Raw genomic sequence first — 22,174 nt, forward strand, 5'->3', positions numbered from 1 at the left:
TGAGCTTAAATAATACTCCAATTTCGTATCGTTTAGCACTGAACAAAAGGCCAGTATTTTAGACATAGCTCAAATTAATTACGCTTATATTCTACAATGCAAAGGACTGACTAAGCTGTTGACCAAGATGATTAGATGCCGCTACCTCTATCGCTGCTAATTGAGAAAATTCTTCAGGTGTGACGATAAGTCGGTAAGGCGCACTGGTATCATATGCAATTCGCTTTTTCTCACCGTTATCATTAACCGAAAAGATATCAATTTGCGCCATGTTAAATACATTTTTGTTGCTAAACTCAACATCAAATGGCACAACCACGCGCTCGTTTTCTTCGTAGTGAGATAACATCGACACTTTCAAAATTTCACTACTAGCAAGTGGTTTTGTGGCCTGCAGAATGACAAAGTCTAATGGATTTACATCTACCCGTAATTGACCGTCTGCGTTTATTTTACGCTTGTCTTGTTTTAAAGATAAATATGTACCGTTCACCTGATTAAGCGTGACCGATTGCACTTGATCAGAAAAATTAAAGACAAGAATATGGTCAATTAAGTCTTCATGCATAATGCGGCTAAATGCATAGACCCTGTTATCGTCATCGACAAAGCGATTAATATGCTCACCTTTTCGTAGTGCTTTGTATTGAGTTCTCATAGATGAGAGATTTTGTAAAGAACGATAAAGCGGGTGTTTCATGTCAAAATTGCTTTGAGCGGTAGTGGCATCTGTGCCGATAAGATTATTATCGTTATAACTGGCTACTTTTGATGCATCCATATTTTCACGAGCATCTACATCACCACCGTCACCTGTAAAGCCTTGCTCATCACCATAATAGACAACAGGTATACCACGCGACATGTACATTAGTTCATGAGCAACTCGGCTCAAAGCCAGTTTCTTATCTTCAGATACATCAAGTTGGTCAATCATATTACCTGGCCTGCCAACATCATGATTACCAATGAAGTTCAGTAAATCGTTAGGGCTTGTGTCGGCGTCTCGATAATAATCGTCGTCTTGAAACACCCTAAACACGTTACTGACAGCGTTGTTCTCAAATAAAACGCCACGAGTATTAAATGCAAAATTGAAATCTAACACTGACGGCATTTTACCTGCACTTGTAAATTTACTTAATCCAGCTGGGTTACCATCAAAAACCTCCCCAAAGATAAAAAACTCTGGCAAGCCTATTTCTTTGGCATGGGCGGTAATGGCAGGACCAAATTCTTGCCAGAACACTAAATCTACATGTTTGACTGTGTCAATTCTGAAGCCATCGGGCTTAAATTCACTAATTAGATCTTTGAACACCTCGGTGAGCCCTTTGATCACATCGGGATGTTGAGTATTTAAATCATCTAGCCCAACAAAGTCACCGGTTATGACACTCTCGCCTTGCCATATTGAGTCACCTTGATTGTTGTAGTACTTGGGATCGTTTAACCAAGCTGGGACTTTAACTTCTTTTTCTTCAGGTAAAAGAAAAGGCGTATATCGGTCACCCTGTGCCAGTTGAGATTTGGTTTTAAATTCACACCCTGTTTGGTCTTTTAATAAAAATGTCCCATCTTGCTTATGACACTCTTCGTACTTAATGACATCTGCGGTGTGATTGGTGATGATATCAAAAAACACTTTGATATCTCTTGCATGCGCTGCCTCTATTAATTGCTTAAGGTCGTCATTACTGCCAAAGTGAGGGTCGATTTCAGTGAAATCAACGACCCAATATCCATGATGACCAAAACCATCTTGTTGAATTGCTCGGTTACGCAAAATGGGTGTCATCCATATTGCGCTTATCCCAAGCCCTTCAATATAATCAAGCTTAGCTTCAACTCCTGCAATATCACCACCGTGGAATGCCCATTTTGAGCTTGTATCTAATCCACCATATGAAATCGGTCTACTAGGGTCGCCATTATCATTGTCTGTTTTACCATTGTGAAAACGGTCTGGCATTACAAAATAAAAAACCTCATCTTGAATATCGCGAGTTAAATAGTGTCCCAAATCAGTTGGTGACGACACGACTGAAGTGGGCTTTTGTTCCAAAGCTCGTGGTGCTTTTTCTTTGTCAGGATTGGAGCATGCACTTAATAGCGGGATGACGATAAGTAATACAGTGAAAATGTCTTTTGGGTAAATTTTTTTATTCGTCGTGCTCACAAAGGTTTCCTTAACTTTTTATGGAATGGGTTGTCCGCGACTGGTCTCTAGTAATTGATACCACTGATGTCTGGTCAATTTAATATCGATAGCCGAAGCGGCATCACTTATACGTTCTGGTTTTGTTGTGCCTATAACAGGCTGTATGTTACTTGGGTGTTTCAATAGCCATGCCATCATAATAGCGCTAGCTGACGTACCATATTCTGTCGCTAACGCATTTAACAAATCAGCGGTAGCTAGGGTGTTTTTATCACTACTTTCATCAGGTGAAAAATATTTAGCATTTGCCAATGGACTCCAAGCTTGAATTTGCATTTTGGTTTGTCCACAAAACTCAATTGTCCCTCTTGGGAAGCCTTGCTCAGAGTTTATTCTCATGTTGGTTGTAATTGCATCTTCGACAAAATCGTGATGTGCTAAGCTCATCTCTAGCTGATTAGCGATGATAGGTATACTAAGTGCGCTTTGTAACCATGCAATTTGTCCAGCGTGCATGTTTGACACCGCAAGGTATTCAAATTTCCCTTGTTCATGCAACTTGGTCAATGTTGCAGCGGTTTCATCAAGTTGCATTAGCGGATCAGGGCGGTGTAAAAATAAGATATCTAAGGGATTGTCGTGCAATCTTTTTATACTTTTTTCAACAGCAGTTTGAATCCACTGTGCTGATAAATCATATTGCTGAACGCCATATTCTTAGCCAAGCTTTATGCCAACTTTTGATTGCAACAATAAATGTGGTCGCAGCGAGCGCTCTCGTTTGAAAAGCTCACCTAGCACTTGTTCTGATTTTGAGAAAGTATATATGTCAGCGGTATCAACAACGTTAATGCCTGACTCTAATGCTTTGGTGACGACATCAAAGGCTTGATTCATATCTTGTGTAGAGACGGGTTCTTGGTTCCAACCACCTCCTAAATGCATCGTACCAAGTATAAGGCGACTTGCTTCAGGATAATATTGATGTAAGGGTAAGCTCATGAATAATTGTCTCTATTTAAGTGAATTAACTTTAACAAAGTATATCATTTTTACCTTGTAGAATACGTATGCATAGCTACATTTATCCTCTAAAATCTATTTAAACACTGAACAAAGGAGTTTGTTTATGAGCGTATCGACCTTCGCTTTTTATAAAAAGCAAGGGTGCTTGATTAGCATGTTATTGTTTTTGAGCGCTTGTACGGGTATACCTAAAGGAGTTGAACCCGTATCTAACTTCAACAAAGCCCAGTATTTAGGAAAATGGTATGAAATAGCGCGACTTGATCATAGTTTTGAAAGGGGGCTAGAGCAAGTTACCGCGCATTATTCAATGCAAGAAGACGGTGGGATAAAGGTCCTTAATCAAGGTTTTAACCCACAAACCAATGAGTGGAAAGAAGCTGAAGGCAAAGCATATTTTGTTGATGATGAAACAACGGGGCATTTAAAGGTATCTTTTTTTGGCCCTTTTTATGCAAGCTATGTGATTGCGCAGCTCGATGCAGATTATCAATATGCATTAGTGACAGGTCCAGATACTGACTACTTATGGATATTATCTCGTACGCCAGCCTTAGATAAAAAGACAGTTTCAAAATTAGTAGAATCTGCTAACGCTTACGGGTTTGATACCCAAAGCTTGATCTTTGTTAATCAAACTTCTGAAAATTGATAATTTTTACTTAAATGAAATATTTTTGTGATATTTATGGTCTAGACTTATATCAATTGTGAGTAACATAGTTGTTTTTTGTCTTTTATGCTTGATTGTGTAATTATTACGCAACTGTGTTGTTTAGCAAAACCATATAGAACGTTAGCCAAGGGAAAATAATGTCAAATAGTTACGTGGCCATCATTAATCAAGCCATTGATTTGTTGGATGGGATGACAACGCAAGAATATCAAAAAGAGTTACCGCCACATTTTTCAAGTAGTATCGGTGCACACATTAGACACATAGTCGATCATTTTTTAGCCTTGATGAATGGTGTCACTGAAGGGCATATCAACTATAATAATCGCAATAGACACAACCAAATTGAACAATTTCCAGACCAAGGTCTTGAAAGCCTAGAAACGATCAATACTTGGCTAAGTAGTATTGATGAGTCGAGTTTAGACATGCCGCTAAGTGTAACAACGGAAGTGGACGTCATTCGTACACACTCGACAACGTGTCAATCTACCCTTGAAAGGGAGCTTGTGTTTGCAAGTTCTCATGCGATTCACCACTACGCACTTATTCGCATTATATGCAGTATGCAGAATAAAACAGTTCCTCAATTCTTTGGTTATGCGCCCGCGACAATTACCCATTTAATTAAAAGCGCCTAGGCACTTCCACATACAAAATACTCAAGCAAAACAACAGTGAAGTGATATGCAATACACTGTTGTTTTGTGTTAGCATGCCCGCATAAAATATAGGGTTACTTTTATGCTAAATATTCTGTTAGAACGAAGTGGTCAGCAATGTGAGCTTTGTGGCTCTAGTACATCACTTAGTGCCTATGCAATTCCTAACTCGCCTGATTCCACCGCTAATTGTCACGTATGTGTATGTCAGATATGTCTTGAAAACATTGATGCTGGGCAAGCTTGTGATTTTCAACACTTTAGGTGCTTAAGTAATAGTATGTGGTCTAGTACTGACGCTGTTCAAGTGCTAAGTTATCGTTTACTACAAACATGCAATTCTGAAGCGTGGGCGCAAGATGCATTGGAGATGTTATATCTAGAGGATGAGGTGAAGCAATGGGCTGATGCAGGTATTGTTAATCAAGATGAATTAACGCTAGATGTTAATGGTGTCGCTCTAAAAGCTGGCGATGCAGTGACTATCATCAAAGATCTACCGGTAAAAGGTACCAGTTTTGTGGCAAAACGAGGCACACCCGTGAGGAATATTGGTTTGTCAAACAACCCCTTGCACATTGAAGGAAAAGTCAATGGTCAGCGGATTGTCATCATCGCGGCATATACAAAAAAGAACTAAATGCTACCTAATTATTAGTCAGTACCGTGTTAACTAGTGCTTCTTATACGCCAAATACTTAGGATACGTTTCTCCCATATAAAGTTTTAATAAGCGCTCTGGCGATTTTGATAAATCGACACTTAATAGCAAGCCTGATGTGTGGTTAAAGCTAGTGTCGATGCCTAAACAATGAAAATGTGCTCCCATTTTTAGGTATTGCTTAGCCAAGATGGGAATATCTTTACCGTCTGACTCTAAAGATGCCAACATGCAACTAAGCTGTTCTTTTAAATGCCCATCACTATGTAAGGCTGCTATTTCGTCATGCAATTTGCACTCAAACTGATTCCTTGCGCTCACGTCAAGTGGCCTATCGACCAAAGCTTTTTCGATTAATTTGACGCTTTTAGGGTCATATAGCTTACTAATCGACACGGTTCCGTACAAAGTTCGATACTCAGGGAATTGATTTGCAAAACTACAAATGCCTTTCCAAAGCAGAAGTAAACCTTGATACGATCCCTGAAATTCAGGAATCAAAAATGAGCGGCCCATCTCTAAACAAGGCTCTTGGCGATTGACAAATGATGGTTCAAACTCAAACATTTTGTGTAAATAGAGCCCTTCCACACCATCTTTCTCAATAAGTTTATCGGTCTGCCCCATCCTGTACGCGCCCATTATTTGTGCTTTATCACGTTTAACAATAAATAGATGGGTATATGTTGCATCAAAGTGGTCAGTGTCAATAGCTTCGCCACTGCCTTCATTATGCTCTCGAAATACTAACTCACGCAGGCGCGCTATTTCGGTTACAACATTCACCATTTGTGACTGGTAGCCATAATAGACATCAAAATCGCCTGAGGATAATAACTTTTGTTCGCTAGGTAGCGACGAAATCTCTTGCGCTAACAATTCGGAATTTACCGGTGCCAACAAGGGCTTGTAATTCATATGCGTGTCAGCTGGCCATGTGTAGTTCCAACTGGGGCATTGTGCATAACAAAGCGCGCGGCAAACTTCGGCTTTTTGTGATTTGTCCGTTCCTTTTATTTGCTTTTCGGCAACTGGGTTACCTGCGTGTATACCGATATTTGCACCGGTTTTGTTTAATAATTCACGAGCAAGCATTAACATTCGTAGGCGATAATACACTCGACCTAAGCGATAAAATAACTTGCTATTAGTCCCAGAAACAAAAATTGGAACATATTGGCATTGTGGAATACTCACTATTCGGCCGACAATCTTGTTCCATTGATGATCTCTAATCGCTTTTTTATCGCTTTGATAATAGGACACTCTGCCTGCTGGGAAAATTAGTAAGGCATTTCCATTTGCAACATGCCTAATACACTGTCTTAAAGAAGGGCCATTGGCTGGGTCTTTTTCTGATAGCGGGTTGGTAAAAATAAAATAGTCGCTGAGCTCTTTAAAAATACCTAAGCCTTTATTTGCGAGTACTTTTAAATCTGGACGCACTTGGCCAATTACACGGGCTAATATTACCCCTTCAATGCCACCAAAGGGGTGATTGCTAGCAAGCAAAACAGGACCCGTTTTAGGAATCTTTGCTTGTAGCTCCTCTATTCCTGTAATATTAAGTGCAAGTAAATCGATTAGCTTATCTGCAAAAGCTTCTTTTTTAAGTCCTTGCATTTGATGAAACTGATACAAGCTATTCATTTTTGCGATGCCAAGCATACGGTCTAAAAACCATATCAACAGTTTGGTCATACGCGAATTACTTTGCACTAAATTATTGATGCTGATGTGAGAAACATTTGAGCCGGACAAGCGTTCTTCCTTTCTTGTTTTTGTAAAATACAGAGGTCTATTATAAAAGACCTAAGACATAGCAAAATCTTTCATATAGTTTATCACGTGTTCGCTTTTATGTATTAAATAGTAAATTCTAACGGTGCATTTGAATGCCCTTTAGGGCATAATCTGCGCGTTTGAAAGCGGTCAGATTTTGTTTTACGCGAGTCTCTACTAAGCTATAGAGCTATACCGCAATTTTTTATATAACACTAGGAAAGTTCATGCGCTCGATTACTATTCAACAACCTGATGATTGGCATCTACATTTTAGAGATGGAGATATGCTAAAAGAGACAGTGCCAGCGACTGCTCGTTGTTTTCATCGAGCGATTGCCATGCCCAATTTAGTGCCTCCCGTTACCACAACCGAAATGGCTTTATCATATAAGGCGAGGATTCAAGACGCAGTGCCAGCATCGTTAAACTTTGATGCTTTGGTGACATTATACTTAACCAATGATACCACTGCGGCAGAAATTGAAAAAGCAAAAGCAGCCGGTATTGTGGCGAGTAAATTATATCCTGCTGGCGCAACGACGAATTCTGATGCAGCAGTCAAGGGCATTAAAAGCTTGTACCCTGTTTTTGAAAAAATGCAAGAAGTCGGGATGTTGTTGTTGATACACGGCGAAGTCACTGAAAATCATATCGATATTTTCGATAGAGAAAAAATGTTTATCGATACTTATCTACATGACATTGTTAATCATTTTCCAAATCTGAAGGTCGTTTTTGAGCACATTACAACAAAAGATGCAGTTGAGTTTGTGCTTGGCGCGTCAGACAACGTAGCAGCAACGATTACGCCTCAACATTTGCTGTTAAATCGGAATGACTTACTTGTTGGTGGGATTCGTCCACATAATTACTGTCTTCCTGTGTTAAAGCGAAATATTCATCAAAAAGCCTTGCAAGATGTTGTGGCATCAGGCTCGTCTAAGTTCTTTTTAGGCACCGATTCTGCACCACACGAGAAACATGCAAAAGAATCTGCATGTGGTTGCGCAGGTTGTTATAGCGCTTGGAGTGCGATTGAATTATATGCCCAAATTTTTGATGACTTAGGAGCGCTAGATAAGTTAGAAGGTTTTGCAAGTCATTATGGTCCTGATTTTTATGGGCTGCCCAGAAATGAAAACCACATTACATTAGTTCAAGAACAATGGATGGTACCTGAGCTAGTTAGCTTACCGAATAATGATGAGATTGTACCATTCTATGCGGGTCAGTCTCTTAAATGGAAATTGGCATTACAGCCAAACTAAACGATAAACTTATGACGACATTTGCAGAGCTTGCATTAAAACAGGCGTTACATAGCGCCCTAGATGATTTAGGTTTAACAGACCTTACTAAAACACAAGAGGCTTGTTTACCTAGCTTGCTCGAAGGTAAAGACGCAGCCGTAAAGGCAAAAACAGGAAGCGGTAAAACTTTCGCTTTTGGCTTAAGTGTATTAAATAGTCTAATTGACGCACAAGACTCAGGTCACAAAGGCGTTTATTCATTAGTTTTATGCCCAACGAGGGAGCTTGCGCAACAAGTCGCCGACCAACTTCGCTTGCTAGCTAAACATCACGCTAATACCAAGATCCTGACACTTGTTGGCGGCATTGCGATCGGGCCACAGATAGCATCATTAGTTCATTGTCCTAGTATCGTGGTTGGAACGCCTGGGCGCGTGATGGATTTAATTAGAAAAAAGAAACTAGACGTATCTACTATTCAAAATTTGGTGCTTGATGAAGCGGACAGGATTTTGGATATGGGTTTTTCTGATCAAATGGCTTGGATATTAAATGCATTACCTAAACCTAGACACACTATGCTCTTTTCTGCCACATACGAAACAGAAATTGAGAAGTTAACCAGACAGTATTTACGTAATGCAGTGATTATTGAAGTAGAAGATAGTAGTGCTCAAAGGCAAATTGAACAACAAGCGTATATTGTTCAGCAAGGGCGCGAGCAATACGCGGTGGCTGCGGTATTGACCGAGTATCAAAGTCAGTCAACGATGATATTTTGTCAAACAAAAATACAGGTACAAGAAATTGCTGATGAGCTCTTAAGTAAAGGTTTTAGTGTAGAAGCCTTGCATGGTGACCTTACCCAAAGTCAGCGCCAGCAAGTACTGACTCAATTTTCGATAAAGTGCGCAAATATATTGGTTGCTACCGATATTGCCGCTAGGGGCCTAGATATCGATCAAGTTGAATTAGTCATAAATGCATCGCTTGCTGATTCGCCACAAACCCATACACACCGTGTCGGGCGCACTGGTCGAGCAGAGCATAAAGGGCAAGCAGTCACGTTAATTACTGAGTCTCAGCAAAAAGCACTGCAAACTATTGCTCAAGAAACAAAAGCTCACATCCCCAGTAAACACGCGCAAGCGTTGCGCTTTCACGCCAACAGGATTCTGTTACCAAGCTTTGATTGTGTCATGGTCGATGGCGGTAAAAAGCAAAAGATCAGTAAAGGTGATTTGCTAGGCGCGCTAGTTAAACAAGCTGACATTGTAGGTGTTGACATAGGTAAGATACAAATTACGCACGATAAAGCCTTTGTTGCTATTAAACAACGAAGTGTAAAAAAAGCATTGGCGTTTTTCAGAGAAAAGCGTGTCAAAGGCAAGCGTTTAAAAGCGCGTAAATTATAATATTACCTGTTTACCTATTCCATGGTGCCATGGCTAATACTCTAGCCAGCCCGCAAAAACCACTAATGCCGGCGAACATAAGTCCTGCTCCAAAAAAGGCTGCTCCATAGGCAAAGGCCGGCGAAACAAACAGACTTAGCATAGAAAATGTGAAGACAGATGTGCCTATGGTTATTTGCACTTGGCGATCTAAAGGTAGCACTTTTCTATCGCCACTTTTTACTGGATGACCGGCTTGTTGCCAAGCTTCAATACCACCTGCTAGATTCACAATATTGGCATCTGGTTTGTCCGCTAATATCTTTTCACAAGCCTTATTTCCTCTTACTCCTTTTTGGCAATATATAATACAAGTCTTATCTGTATGCTCACTAATATCGTCTGCTTTGATTGAGCCAAGGCTGTGCAGCGTCGCGCCCGCTATATGTGTGCTATGAAATTCAGCAGGTTCTCTTACATCAACAAGCACCGCACCAGCTTCAAGAAGCGCTAATGCTTGTGTTGTATCGATTTGTTTAATTAATTTAGTAGACATTGTTTCTCCGGTTAAAATTGAAGGTGCGGACCTAGGATATATCTTATGTAGTTATTACCGTGGGCAATATATGAGTTGAAGTACCGCAATTATGGCGTTCACTTCAGGATTATCGATGCTATAAATTACTTGGGTGCCAATTGAGCGAGTGTCAACTATCTTGGCTTCTCGGAGTTTACCCAAGTGTTGTGATACAGCAGATTGTGACATGCCAACTTCGTCAACTAACTCAGACACACTAAGCGGATGCTTAATCAACAAACATAAAATCATCAATCTATTAGAGTTTGCTAATGTTTTTAATAAAGACTCTGCTTTTTTAGACTGATTTTTTAGACTTTTTTTATCCATTAATACTCTTTTGGTGTATTTTTATATTAGTATATTCTAATGTAATAAGTACTATGTTGGCAAGTGTTCACTGCAACACAATGTTGCGAAACTATTATTTTACAAAGTAAACTTCAGTTTGTGCTAATGTAAGCAAGCTTTATTAACAATCATCTCACTTGAAGAGTCTAAACATGAACGAAACCATTATTGCCGTTGCATTTTATATTACTTGGACAATGCTACTTACCCTTGCGCTAGCAGGTGTCCGCTCATATTTTAATGCATCAAACAATAGAAAGGCATTACAATTCAATGCTTCTGGCGAAGGCATCGGTGATTTGGGGTATCGCATTACCCGCGCGCATGCAAATTGCTATGAGTCATTAGTATTTGTTGTTGGACCAATGTTACTCGCCCTTACCACTAATTCTGCTGCGATAACTGATGGTTTAGCTTTGGTGGTTATTGCTGCGCGCGTGATCCAAAGTCTTGTTCATGTGATATCGGTAAGCAATCTTGCAGTCACTATTCGCTTTGTCTTTTTCTTAGTCCAGTTTGCTATTGCAGGGTATTGGCTGGTGTTACTCTTTATAAAATTTTTATAGGCTAATAGTATGAAGTATGGGACTGTTTTCTTTTTTGTATTATTTTATTTAAGTGCTTGTTCACAGCAATCGTCTGACAACAAATTAGGTGATCAAGAATCGCTTAGTTCTATTGATGATGAACAAACACAGTTGGTTGATATCACTAATTCTAGCGATGTGCGACTTGTTCCTCAAAACGAGTTACGCGCCCATTGGGCATTAAGCGATGATATGTTTACCGTCAAAAGTGAAGCGATTGCGCCTGAATATGATGGTGTTGTTGAGGTGGGTTTCATTATTCATCCTGACGGTAGTACAACTGATTTTGAAATAGTGCGGGCTCAACCCGAAGGACTTTGGGAACAACAGGCTTTAGATGCCGCGAGTCATCTAAGATATGAGCAACTCACGCGTCAAATTATTACATATCGCGTTTACACCACTCATACCTTTAGATTCAAAGGTTCGCCCTCATATTGAAATCTGGTTTTTAGTAAAGGGCTATTATGTTTTCTTTTTTGAAAAACTAACACGCGCATTTCCCGATGACAAGGTCGAGCAACCGCCTAATTCTTTGTATGCTTTTTGTAAGCATTATTCTCAAGGAATGTGGCATGTTTTGCTAAGTGTTTCATTATTGAGCGCCTTAATCGCTGTACTAGAAGTGTCGCTTTTTGGTTTTATGGGACAATTAGTCGACTGGTTTGCAACTCGCGACCCAAGTACCTTTATTGAAGAAGAAAAGACAAACCTAATACTAATGGGCGTATTAGTTTTAGTTGTATTACCGGTGTTTGTCATTCTTGAATCCCTGCTTACCCATCAGTCAATTTTGGGCAACTATCCAATGAGAATTAGGTGGCTGGCCCATAAATATTTGCTTAAACAGAGCCTATCGTTTTATCAAGATGAGTTTGCAGGAAGAGTGGCCACTAAAGTAATGCAGACAGCGTTATCGGTTCGAGAAACGGTCACCAAAATACTTAATCTAGCGGTTTACATTTGTGTTTATTTTATTTCGGTAGTGGTGTTAGTTTTTTCAACAGATTACCGCTTAGCCCTTCCTTTAATTATCTGGCTGAGTTTGTATGTTGTGATTCTTAAAGTAATGCTGCCCAAGATCAAAAAGATATCGCAAGAACAAGCAAATGCTCGCTCTATTATGACAGGTCGGATTGTCGATAGTTATACCAATATCGCAACGGTTAAATTGTTTTCACATCATAAGCGTGAAGAGGATTATGCTAAGGAAGGGATGAACGGATTCTTACAAACTGTTTATCCCCAGATGCGATTGGTGACCGTACTACAGGCCTTAGTTTGGTCAATCAATTCAATATTAGTTTTTTCGATATCAGCGCTGGCTATTTACTTATGGGTCAATGGAACAGTCACACTTTAGTGATATCGCAATTGCAGTTAGCCTTAGCCTAAGGCTTAACGGTATGTCCCAATGGATAATGTGGGAGGTCTCATCATTATTTGAAAACATAGGCACAGTGCAAGACGGTATGGACACATTAGCCGTCTCTGCCAATATTCAAGATAAATCTAATGCTACTGATTTAGAAGTCAATGGCGGTGAAATCGATTTTAAATCGGTTGACTTTGCCTATGAAGGAAAGCATGACAATACAATAGACGTCTTCCAAGAGCTTAACTTTACAATCAAACCGGGCGAGAAAGTTGGCTTGGTAGGGCGTTCGGGGGCTGGAAAATCGACACTTGTCAATTTATTACTGCGCTTTTACGACGTTGACCGGGGTGAGATCGCCGTTGATAAGCAATCTATTAGTGATGTCACCCAAGAGAGCTTGCGCAGCAACATCAGCATGGTAACTCAAGATACTTCACTAATGCATCGCTCAGTTAGAGAAAATATAATGTACGGTCGTGTTGATGCCACAGAAGAGCAGATGATTGCTGCAGCAAAACGAGCTGAGGCGCACGATTTTATATTACAATTAAGTGATGCAAAGGGTCGTCGTGGTTACGATGCCCATGTCGGCGAAAGAGGTGTTAAACTCTCTGGTGGTCAACGCCAACGAATTGCTATTGCAAGAGTGATGCTCAAAGATGCGCCGATTTTAATCTTGGATGAGGCTACATCAGCGCTTGATTCAGAAGTGGAATCCGCTATTCAAAAAGACTTAGACCATATTATGCAAAGTAAAACGGTATTAGCCATCGCTCATCGACTATCAACGATTGCCCAAATGGATAGGTTATTGGTATTGGATAAGGGTAAGATAGTTGAGATGGGCACTCATCAAGAATTGCTAGCAAACGAAGGAATATATGCAAAGCTATGGTCTCATCAAACAGGCGGATTTATAGGTTTAGAGTAGTATTGATCAAAATTTGTTCTTTTTGTAAGGCAATGATAGTCTTTAGTCTTAGGTGAAATATCGCCATTTGAAAAGATGTAGCCAAGATAATGCTTAGAGAAAAAGACGTTCAGATTATTTATGAACCTCCTATAACAACACTGATTGACTGGGATTTTATTAGCCAACTTGAAGGTGGCAATTATACCAATGCCTACGTACCTGATCCTGAAAACAGTCAGGCAGGAGTGACTATCGCATGTGGTTTCGATCTGGGTGCTGCAAGTGTAGAGAGTTTACAAGCGATTGGCCTAAATCCTGTCTTGATTGGCAAACTTTATCGTTACTTAGGCTTAAAACGGCAACAGGCAGTAAGCTGTTTGATGGATAAACCCTTGAGTTTATCGCAAGCAGAAACGCAAGCTATCAATACTGGGTTTCACAATGTATTTGCACGTTCGCTTATTACACAGTTTAACAATCACAGCCAACATAACTTTTTAAGCTTACCTAGTGCAGCGCAAACGGTGATCGCATCTGTTGCTCTTCAATATGGAGAACTTGCAAAGCGCTTTCCTTTTTTTGGGAACATGCGATTAGCACTAATTGGGAAGAGACGATAAAGGCGCTTAGAAACTTTAACGACCTCTATCCGACTCGTCGAAACAAAGAAGCCAAGTACTTAGAAACCCTCCTATAAAAAACTACTAATTTCAGCTAAGCTTTTTTCTTTAGTGCATGTTCGGGCACCGTCGCATCATCAGCAGGATAACCAACCACTAATAACATATATGGTCGCTCATTGTCAGGACGCTCACATATTGAGGATAAAAAACTCATTGGCTTTGGTGTATGTGTGAGCGTTGCCAAGCCTGCATTATGAAGAGCGGTTATTAAAAACCCTGTTGCGATTCCCACGGATTCGTGAACATAATAATTTTTTTCGCAATGCTTTTGTCGGCATCATCAGTTTTTTGGCTAAAAATGGCAATCAGCCATGGTGCTATCTCAAGATAAGGTTTTTGATCATTTGTACCAAGTGGTTTGAGTGCATCAAGCCATTCGTCGCCTGCACTACCAGCATAAAACCTCTGTTCATGCGCCTCGGCTTGTTCTCTTATTTGCTTTTTAACTTCAGCTGATTCTATGGCTGCAAAATGCCACGGTTGATGATTTGCGCCATTAGGTGCTCTTCCAGCGGTCAAAATTGCGTTCTCAATCAGCGCTTTGTCTACTGGCTTGTCACTAAACTTTCTTACGCTGTGGCGAGTTTTCATCAAAGATAAGAAGTCCTGACTGCGGCTTAGCATTTGCTCTTTGGGGTAGGTCGTAAAATCATCAAGGGGGTGCTTTGTTTCATTACTCATATAAACTCTCTATTGTCATTTCGCTTACAAGTGATAAAAGGCCTTGATAAAGTGCTTGTTTAGCCACATATTTTACTTGTAAGATTTGTGATGGTAAGTATAATACGCGTCCCTCCCTTATGATACAGAATTTTTCCTAAACGAATAGTAACTCACAAGGGTAGTGTAACTGTTAATTAAGTGAATGAATGGTCAAAGCTGAGATAGGGTTTGCGCCATTAATAACTTACAAAAGGGGTGTAGTTCTAATTGGTAGAACAGCGGTCTCCAAAACCGACGGTTGGGGGTTCGAGTCCCTCCGCCCCTGCCATTTTTTGAAGTTTGGTACAGCAAAAGTGCTGTGTATATATAGGTAACACCAATGAGTGATAAGGCTGAAAACGTATCTAATCCCCTCGATTTAGTAAAGTGGGTCTTAGTTGTTGCAATGTTAGGCGGGCTAATTTATGCCTATAACGAATTTCAAGACATCTCTGTTTTATATAGAGCCTTAGCTGCAGTTGCTGTGGTGGTTATTGCACTTGGGATTGCTAGCACAACATTCAAAGGCAAAACATTTTTAACATTTGCTAAAGATGCGCGAACCGAAGTACGCAAAGTCGTATGGCCGTCTCGTCAAGAAGTGGTAAGAATGACGCTCATTATTTTAGCTGCTACTGCGCTTGTAGGACTAGCATTATATATTATTGATATGATCATCGTTTGGGTTGTTGGTCTAGTTACCGGTATCGGAGTGTAAACATGGCTGATAAAAAATGGTATGTTGTTCAAGCATTTTCACAGTACGAAGGTCGCGTAAAAAAGACACTTGAAGAGCATATTAAAATGCACAGTATGGAAGACTTCTTCGGTGAAATTTTGGTTCCGACAGAAGAAGTAGTTGAGATGCGCGCTGGTCAAAAACGTAAATCAGAGCGTAAGTTTTTTCCTAGCTACGTACTAGTCGAAATGGAAATGAACGAAGATTCTTGGCATTTAGTAAAAAGTATTCCTCGCGTATTAGGTTTTATCGGTGGCACATCAGACAGGCCTATGCCAATTACTCAACGAGAAGCTGATGCAATATTAAATAGGCTAGAAGAGTCAGTTGATAAACCAAGACCTAAGACCTTATTTGAACCAGGTGAAGCAGTACGGGTCACTGATGGTCCATTTGCTGACTTCAATGGCGTGGTCGAGGAAGTAGACTACGAAAAGAGTCGCTTGAAAGTATCGGTTCTTATTTTCGGACGTTCGACACCCGTCGAGTTGGAGTTTGGCTAAGGTAGAAAAAGGCTAAACCCTCTGATAGATCCCCAAAAAAACCGACCTTATGGTCGGTTTTTTTATATTGATACGTTTATTTTACGGCAACAAAACAAAGAGCTTCTATACTAAAGATATTGCACACAAGCCCGATAAAGGTATTGGGGTTGAAGTGAGGAAGCCATCTTATCAAATCGTTATACGATAAATACAACATAAAGCAGTTTGGCAAAGCATCTTTGTTGATGTTAGCTATGTGTTTCTGTTTGTTTTCGGCATCAAGTAGTTACTCTCAAGCAGCAAAGCAGATCGTGGTGGTGGTCAATGCTGCTAATCCAATTTCTGAGCTAAGTAAAAAAGAAGTTGTTGATATTTACATGGGACGGTTTAGCTCTTTTCCTGATGGTGGAAATGTGCAAGCTTATGATTTTCCTGATGGGCATCCAACAAAGCAGGATTTTTATTTAGCCTTAGTTGGCAAAAATGAACGAAAAATCAAAGCTTATTGGTCCCGTCTACTTTTTTCTGGTCGCGCAACTCCTCCTATTTCAGCTGAATCACAAGGTGCACTTATTCTTATGTTACGTGACAACGAAAATGGACTTGCTTACATGCCACTTGACCAAATAACTCCGGAGATGAAAATTGTTTTCACATTTTAATTGCAAGAATTGGCTTTATATTTGCCTATTAGTGATTGCGCCAACAAGCATTACTTACGCTTCTCCAGAGGTGAGTTTTAACGGATTCGCAAGCCTAACTTTGACCCATTCTGATAGTGATAACGTGACGTATCGAACCTCCTTAATTAATGATACTAGCGAAGGATTTTCGGTGTTGTCGGATAGCATTTTGGGCTTGCAAAGTAATATTAAATTTAATGATCAATTTGATGCGGTAGCACAAGTTGTTATACAAGATAGGTTAGACGACAGCATAAGTAATTATCTTGAATTAGCGTTTGTTCGGTATCAGATGAATAGAAGTTGGTCTATCAGAGCGGGTCGTTTCTCTGCTAACAGCTATTTATATACAGATTCACGCTATGTAGGGCATGTGCTTACATGGGTACGCTCTCCTATTGAGATGTACTCGCTAGCTGGTTCCTTGGGCAATATGAACGGTGCGCAAACAAGTTATACTAAAGAAACAGATTTTGGCGTTATAAAGTTTGGCGCATCTACTGGAAGCAGCGATATTCGTAATGACGATAATTCCAGTGGCGGTCGAGGTAAATTCAGAGTGTCTTACAACGATGTCTTTGGTGTTAGTGTAGAAATGCAGTCTATTGATTGGCGGGTTCAAGCTGCTTATTTTAGCGCGAACATTCAAGATGTTGCTTTTACTGGTGACCAAGAGGTGCTTGTTACACCCTCATTAGTACCAAGCATTTTTGTGCCATTTGTAGAGGAGGCCGTTGAAACCATTATTCCCGAATCTGACGATATTAGTTATTTGTCCGTCGGCGGGCAGTATAATTTTGGGCGCACTGAAGTGATTGCTGAATACTCAAGTTACGATGGCGACTACGGTATCGCAAAGTCCTCTGAATCAGCTTATCTGTCAATCTCCACAGTAGTGAATAATGTGACTCCTTATGTTGTGTTTGCAATGGCAAAACGAAAAGAGTCACCTGAAGTCATCGATTTTCAAAGAGCTCAACAAGTATTACCAAGCGCTGCAGCATTTGCCTTACGTGAATTGCTAGAGCCACTTGATGTTGTTGTTCGTGGAGCCTCAGTGAGCCAACGCTCTGTAAGCTTGGGCATAAGATGGGATTTTCATGCTAATTGGTCTGTAAAAGCACAGTTTGATCATTTCAAATTTGACGAGTTTGGTACAGGTTTATTTTCTTTAAATAATGACCTCCCTGCACTTGCTGATAAAACTGATTTGAACGTCACCAGCATTAGTTTTACAACGACGTTTTAAGTAGTTAAGCGTGAATCTTTCCCTACGAATTGGTTTAATTATTGGCATCATCTCGATTGCGCTATCGAGCGTCTTTGCGACATTTACTTACTATAATCAACAAAACGATTTACTGGATCAAAGCGAACAACTCGCGACACAATTTGCTCAAAGCAGCACACGTACAAGTGCAATAGCAGCATATATTGGTGATACCGAATTAGCCAATGAGATTGTCATGGGCTTGGTGGATAATGACTTAATTGCCGGTGCTGAGATTATATTTTACGATGGTGCACAAGTCATCAAGGCGGGCAATGTTGAACAAATAAGAAGCGGGATCAGGTTGCAACTTGATAACCCATTTACTCAAAGTGAGGTAATTGGTTTTTTGCAAGTATTCCCTGACCTAAGGTTCATTCAAACGCGCGCAAGAGAGCAAAGTCTTCAAAGCGCAATGTCTTTAATATTACTAAGCATTATCACTACTGTCGTTGTTGGCTTTTTGATTCAATATAACTTGCTGCGACCAATCATTAATGTTGCAAAAGCGTCTAGAAAATTAGACGTAAAGTCGCCTGAAAATATGAAAGTCATGTCGATTGCGTATACAAGGCGTGATGAGGTGAGTTTTTTAATTAAAAATATTAATCTGTTGATCAGTCGTTTGCAGCAACAATTCGCAAGCGAAAAAAAGCTTAGGCAAACAACTGAAGAGCTTCAGCTAAGATTTAGATTAGTGTTTGAGAAAGCAACGGCTGGTATTTGTCTGTTATCGAAGTACGGAATAGTGTCAGTTGCTAATCCTGCTTTAAACGAGCTATTTAGCGAGGATGTGACCGGTAAGCCTTTATTTCAGTATTTTGACTCGATAAGCGCCGTCCAAAATCAAATAAAATTACTTGTTGATAACCCAGAACTAAAACAAGTAGAAATTGATTTAGTTAGCACACACTTAAACAAAAAACGTTTTTTACATTGTTTATTTTCATTAATAGACGACCAAAGAGCCAGTGGCAGAGAAGACACCGAACAATTAATTGAATTAATTGTTTATGATGTAACCGACAGAAAACAAAGAGAATTACAAGCGCGTTATGAAGCAGATCACGATTCGCTTACTGGCCTTATGAATCGACGCTCAGGTCAAAAAATGCTTCAATCACTTTTATCAACAGCTAAGCAAAAGCGTAAATACTTTGCTTTAATGATGATTGACTTGGACAGTTTCAAGCCGGTAAACGACCAACATGGCCATGATGCAGGTGACGCTGTTTTAACAACGATAAGCGAGAGAATCGCAAGTGCCATACCACAAGAGATGAGTGTTGCTATTCGTTGGGGCGGGGATGAATTCCTTATTGGAATGGTATGTGCCAAAGTTCAAGAGCTTGAAAAAACCGCCAGTGTGATACTTAACACTATTCAATCCGATATCAAGGTGACAAGCTCGTTGAAGGTAAATGTTGGGGCCAGCATCGGTATCATCTCAGTCGAAGACTATATTCATGATAATGAGCAGACTCAGGATTACCCTATTGAAACCCTAATAAACGATGCTGATGAACTGATGTATGATACCAAGCAAACTAATAGGAATAATTACACTATCCGCAAACTAGCCACATCAAGCTAATTAATTTACCTTTCAGTGCAAGAATACGCTTGCATAATAATTGTTCAAAGCATATAATTTGCGCCCTTTTTTATGTACGGGAAGCCGTTTGAGAGGATATTCTCTGTATTCTCAAGGCGTTATACCCACAAAATAGAGAGCTTAAAACAATGGCAAAGAAAGTTACTGGCTTGATCAAGCTACAAGTTGCTGCTGGTTCAGCAAACCCAAGTCCACCGGTTGGTCCTGCATTAGGTCAACACGGCGTAAATATAATGGAATTTTGTAAGGCGTTTAACGCTAAAACAGAGTCATTAGAAAAAGGCGCTCCTGTACCTGTAGTTATCACGGTATATGAAGATCGTTCTTTTACCTTCGAAACAAAAACGCCACCTGCGTCTTATTTGCTTAAGAAAGCAGCAGGTATCAAGAGTGGTTCTGGTCGTCCTAATACTGAAAAAGTAGGTACGGTCACTCGCGCGCAATTAGAAGAAATTGCTAAAGTGAAAGAACCTGATCTAACTGCAGCTGATATGGATGCAGCAGTAAACACTATTGCGGGCTCTGCTCGTAGTATGGGCTTGAAGGTAGAGGGATAAGAGAATGGCTAAATTATCAAAACGCGCTCGCGCCATCGCCGAGAAAGTAGATTCGACTAAAGAATATACATTTGAAGAAGCGGTTTCATTACTCAAAGAGCTTTCGACAGTTAAATTCGCTGAAAGCGTTGATGTTGCAGTAAATCTTGGTATCGATGCTCGTAAATCTGACCAAAATGTTCGTGGCGCTACTGTGCTACCAAACGGAACAGGCAAAGACGTACGTGTTGCTGTGTTTACTCAAGGCGCAAATGCTGAAGCTGCAAAAGAAGCGGGTGCTGACATTGTTGGTATGGAAGACCTTGCTGAGCAGGTCAAAAAAGGCGAAATGAACTTTGATGTTGTTGTTGCTAGCCCAGACGCAATGCGTGTCGTTGGTCAGTTAGGACAAATCTTAGGTCCACGCGGCCTTATGCCAAACCCTAAGACCGGTACGGTAACACCAGATGTCAAAACAGCAGTTATTAACGCCAAAGCTGGTCAGGTAAGATACCGCAATGATAAAAACGGTATCATTCACGCTAGTATCGGCAAAATTGCATTTGAATCAGATGCGATTAAACAGAATCTTGAAGCATTAATGGATGCATTGCGTAAAGCAAAGCCTTCATCTGCTAAAGGCACATATATTAAAAAGGTAAGTTTAAGTACTACTATGGGCGCCGGTATTACGGTCGACCAAGGTACTATTAGCGAAGGCTAAATAGCTTATCTCTCTTGTAAAAGGTTGTGGGTAAGAGTTGTCGTTGAATCACTGGTTTAGTTAAGCGCTAAATAGCGAAGAAACGTGCAACTCTCGTCCAAGACCGCAGGCGACTTATATTAGAAGAACTAAGAGACCTTCTACCCTACAAATGTAGAATTATAAGTCTTAATACGTACCTGCGCAGACGGTGAATTCAAACCCAGACTCTCTGGGACATGAACACCGTAGTGCGGTACTAAGCGTTGAGAAGCGTGGACGTATCAATCTGTAAACCTGATATGAATCTTAAAATGATGATTATCAGAAATAAAAGAGGTGAACTCAGTGGCACTAGGCTTAGCAGCAAAAAAAGAGATCGTAGCGGAAGTATCCGACGTCGCATCTCGTGCTCTATCTGTTGCCGTCGCTGAATACCGTGGTATGGAAGTATCTGAGCTTACTGACCTTCGTGTTAAGGCTCGTGAGCAAGGCGTATATCTAAAAGTGATTAGAAATACTCTTGCAAAGCGTGCATTAGCTGACAGTAAGTTTGCTGATATCGACTCTGCGTTAACGGGTCCATTGATTTATGGTTTTTCTATTGAAGCACCTGGCGGTGCTGCGCGTCTTTTCAAAGACTTCGCAAAGCAAAACGATAAATTAAATGTAACTGCGTTATCGATTGGTAGTGGTTTATTGGGTCCAGAGAAATTGGATGCAGTGGCTTCATTGCCTACTAGAGACGAAGCATTAGCTAAACTACTTGCTACCTTTAAAGCACCGGTTGGGAAATTCGTTCAAACAATTAACGAAGTACCTACCAAGTTTGCACGTGTATTGGCGGCGATCAAAGACACCAAGTAATTGGCGTTTTTGGCAATTTGAATTTTTAACATTATACCCAGGAGTTTAGAGAAATGGCTCTAACAAAAGAAGATATATTAAACGCAATCGCTGAAATGCCAGTTATGGAATTGGTAGAGTTGATTGAAGCAGCTGAAGAAAAATTTGGTGTTGAAGCAACTGCAGCTGTAGCTGTAGCTGGTCCAGCGGCAGCAGCAGAAGCAGCTGAAGAGAAGACAGAATTCGACGTAGTTCTTACTTCATTTGGCGGTAACAAAGTTGCTGTAATCAAAGCTGTACGTGGCGCTACCGGTCTTGGCTTGAAAGAAGCTAAAGAAGTGGTAGAGTCTGCACCTAAAGCAATAAAAGAAGGTGTATCAAAAGACGAAGCAGAAGAACTGAAGAAGCAGCTTGAAGAAGCTGGTGCTGAAGTTGAAGTTAAGTAATTAGCTACGGCTATTTACTGGCCTTCTATAAGGTCTGGGCTGATG

20 protein-coding genes, 1 tRNA gene and 4 pseudogenes are annotated in these 22,174 nt (G+C 40.3%); 19 read left to right on the top strand and 6 right to left on the bottom strand.

What is annotated here, in order from left to right; translation table 11 throughout:
• Positions 1–91: 91 nt before the first annotated feature.
• Both ACZ1G6_RS01645 and ACZ1G6_RS01650 read right to left on the bottom strand, forming a co-directional pair.
• Positions 92–2,179: an alpha-amylase family glycosyl hydrolase gene (locus ACZ1G6_RS01645; RefSeq protein WP_472617783.1), complete on the bottom strand. Its 2,088-nt coding sequence runs from the start codon at positions 2,177–2,179 to the stop codon at positions 92–94.
• Positions 2,180–2,197: 18 nt separating this feature from the next.
• Positions 2,198–3,163, bottom strand: a pseudogene (locus ACZ1G6_RS01650) (aldo/keto reductase).
• 127 nt (positions 3,164–3,290) lie between these two features.
• On the opposite strand from ACZ1G6_RS01650, the gene ACZ1G6_RS01655 reads away from it, so the two are divergent.
• The 3 genes from ACZ1G6_RS01655 to ACZ1G6_RS01665 all read left to right on the top strand — a co-directional run bounded on the left by ACZ1G6_RS01655 (position 3,291) and on the right by ACZ1G6_RS01665 (position 5,165).
• Entirely contained in the window at positions 3,291–3,839 is a 549-nt protein-coding gene (locus tag ACZ1G6_RS01655) for a lipocalin family protein (protein WP_472617784.1), read from the top strand.
• A gap of 161 nt (positions 3,840–4,000) precedes the next feature.
• The gene (locus tag ACZ1G6_RS01660) at positions 4,001–4,504 is read left to right on the top strand and encodes a DinB family protein (protein ID WP_472617785.1); all 504 of its coding nucleotides are present in this window, start codon (positions 4,001–4,003) and stop codon (positions 4,502–4,504) included.
• A 103-nt stretch (positions 4,505–4,607) separates the two neighbouring features.
• Positions 4,608–5,165 carry a PhnA domain-containing protein gene (locus ACZ1G6_RS01665; protein WP_472617786.1) on the top strand — a complete coding sequence of 186 codons (558 nt, stop codon included), beginning with the start codon at positions 4,608–4,610 and terminating at the stop codon, positions 5,163–5,165.
• 33 nt (positions 5,166–5,198) lie between these two features.
• On the opposite strand, the gene ACZ1G6_RS01670 is transcribed toward ACZ1G6_RS01665, so the two are convergent.
• A complete protein-coding gene (locus tag ACZ1G6_RS01670) occupies positions 5,199–6,887 on the bottom strand; it encodes a lysophospholipid acyltransferase family protein (protein WP_472619025.1) in 1,689 nt (562 codons plus the stop codon).
• Positions 6,888–7,195: 308 nt separating this feature from the next.
• Between ACZ1G6_RS01670 and pyrC the strand changes: the two genes are divergently transcribed.
• Complete coding sequence (gene pyrC, locus ACZ1G6_RS01675) at positions 7,196–8,239, top strand: dihydroorotase (protein WP_472617787.1); 1,044 nt, start codon at positions 7,196–7,198, stop codon at positions 8,237–8,239.
• On the top strand, positions 8,212–9,636 hold the full coding sequence (gene dbpA / locus ACZ1G6_RS01680; protein WP_472617788.1) for an ATP-dependent RNA helicase DbpA: 1,425 nt from the start codon (positions 8,212–8,214) through the stop codon (positions 9,634–9,636). The genes pyrC and dbpA overlap by 28 nt, the downstream gene beginning before the upstream one ends.
• Before the next feature lie 10 nt (positions 9,637–9,646).
• Here the strand turns inward: dbpA and ACZ1G6_RS01685 are convergent, their stop codons facing one another.
• Positions 9,647–10,171, bottom strand: a complete 525-nt coding sequence (locus ACZ1G6_RS01685) for a rhodanese-like domain-containing protein (RefSeq protein ID WP_472617789.1) — start codon at positions 10,169–10,171, stop codon at positions 9,647–9,649.
• 54 nt (positions 10,172–10,225) lie between these two features.
• A complete protein-coding gene (locus ACZ1G6_RS01690) occupies positions 10,226–10,522 on the bottom strand; it encodes an ArsR/SmtB family transcription factor (RefSeq protein ID WP_472617790.1) in 297 nt (98 codons plus the stop codon).
• A 173-nt stretch (positions 10,523–10,695) separates the two neighbouring features.
• On the opposite strand from ACZ1G6_RS01690, the gene ACZ1G6_RS01695 reads away from it, so the two are divergent.
• The 4 genes and pseudogenes from ACZ1G6_RS01695 to ACZ1G6_RS01710 all read left to right on the top strand — a co-directional run bounded on the left by ACZ1G6_RS01695 (position 10,696) and on the right by ACZ1G6_RS01710 (position 14,041).
• Positions 10,696–11,109, top strand: a complete 414-nt coding sequence (locus tag ACZ1G6_RS01695) for an MAPEG family protein (RefSeq protein ID WP_472617791.1) — start codon at positions 10,696–10,698, stop codon at positions 11,107–11,109.
• A 9-nt stretch (positions 11,110–11,118) separates the two neighbouring features.
• Positions 11,119–11,571 carry an energy transducer TonB gene (locus ACZ1G6_RS01700; protein ID WP_472617792.1) on the top strand — a complete coding sequence of 151 codons (453 nt, stop codon included), beginning with the start codon at positions 11,119–11,121 and terminating at the stop codon, positions 11,569–11,571.
• A gap of 127 nt (positions 11,572–11,698) precedes the next feature.
• A pseudogene (locus ACZ1G6_RS01705) lies at positions 11,699–13,439 on the top strand (ABC transporter ATP-binding protein).
• Between the two features lie 89 nt (positions 13,440–13,528).
• On the top strand, positions 13,529–14,041 hold the full coding sequence (locus ACZ1G6_RS01710) for a pesticin C-terminus-like muramidase (protein WP_472617793.1): 513 nt from the start codon (positions 13,529–13,531) through the stop codon (positions 14,039–14,041).
• Between the two features lie 71 nt (positions 14,042–14,112).
• On the opposite strand, the pseudogene ACZ1G6_RS01715 reads toward ACZ1G6_RS01710, so the two are convergent.
• Positions 14,113–14,785: pseudogene (locus ACZ1G6_RS01715) on the bottom strand (nitroreductase family protein).
• A 233-nt stretch (positions 14,786–15,018) separates the two neighbouring features.
• Here ACZ1G6_RS01715 and ACZ1G6_RS01720 point away from each other — a divergent pair.
• From ACZ1G6_RS01720 to rplL, 10 genes and pseudogenes are all read left to right on the top strand, one after another.
• Positions 15,019–15,095, top strand: a tRNA-Trp gene (locus ACZ1G6_RS01720).
• 51 nt (positions 15,096–15,146) lie between these two features.
• Positions 15,147–15,524 carry a preprotein translocase subunit SecE gene (gene secE / locus ACZ1G6_RS01725; RefSeq protein ID WP_472617794.1) on the top strand — a complete coding sequence of 126 codons (378 nt, stop codon included), beginning with the start codon at positions 15,147–15,149 and terminating at the stop codon, positions 15,522–15,524.
• A gap of 2 nt (positions 15,525–15,526) precedes the next feature.
• Positions 15,527–16,064, top strand: a pseudogene (gene nusG, locus ACZ1G6_RS01730) (transcription termination/antitermination protein NusG).
• A gap of 232 nt (positions 16,065–16,296) precedes the next feature.
• Positions 16,297–16,692, top strand: coding sequence for a type 2 periplasmic-binding domain-containing protein (locus tag ACZ1G6_RS01735; RefSeq protein WP_472617795.1), 396 nt, complete (start codon positions 16,297–16,299; stop codon positions 16,690–16,692).
• Between the two features lie 31 nt (positions 16,693–16,723).
• Positions 16,724–17,962, top strand: coding sequence for a porin (locus ACZ1G6_RS01740; RefSeq protein ID WP_472619026.1), 1,239 nt, complete (start codon positions 16,724–16,726; stop codon positions 17,960–17,962).
• Between the two features lie 10 nt (positions 17,963–17,972).
• Positions 17,973–19,577, top strand: a complete 1,605-nt coding sequence (locus ACZ1G6_RS01745; RefSeq protein ID WP_472617796.1) for a GGDEF domain-containing protein — start codon at positions 17,973–17,975, stop codon at positions 19,575–19,577.
• Between the two features lie 149 nt (positions 19,578–19,726).
• Positions 19,727–20,155: a 50S ribosomal protein L11 gene (rplK, locus tag ACZ1G6_RS01750; RefSeq protein ID WP_472617797.1), complete on the top strand. Its 429-nt coding sequence runs from the start codon at positions 19,727–19,729 to the stop codon at positions 20,153–20,155.
• Between the two features lie 4 nt (positions 20,156–20,159).
• The gene (rplA, locus tag ACZ1G6_RS01755; protein WP_472617798.1) at positions 20,160–20,858 is read left to right on the top strand and encodes a 50S ribosomal protein L1; all 699 of its coding nucleotides are present in this window, start codon (positions 20,160–20,162) and stop codon (positions 20,856–20,858) included.
• A gap of 327 nt (positions 20,859–21,185) precedes the next feature.
• Complete coding sequence (gene rplJ / locus ACZ1G6_RS01760) at positions 21,186–21,704, top strand: 50S ribosomal protein L10 (protein ID WP_472617799.1); 519 nt, start codon at positions 21,186–21,188, stop codon at positions 21,702–21,704.
• A 53-nt stretch (positions 21,705–21,757) separates the two neighbouring features.
• Positions 21,758–22,129, top strand: a complete 372-nt coding sequence (gene rplL / locus ACZ1G6_RS01765; RefSeq protein WP_472617800.1) for a 50S ribosomal protein L7/L12 — start codon at positions 21,758–21,760, stop codon at positions 22,127–22,129.
• Positions 22,130–22,174: the final 45 nt, after the last annotated feature.

Source organism: Glaciecola sp. HA4-3 (assembly GCF_055693685.1).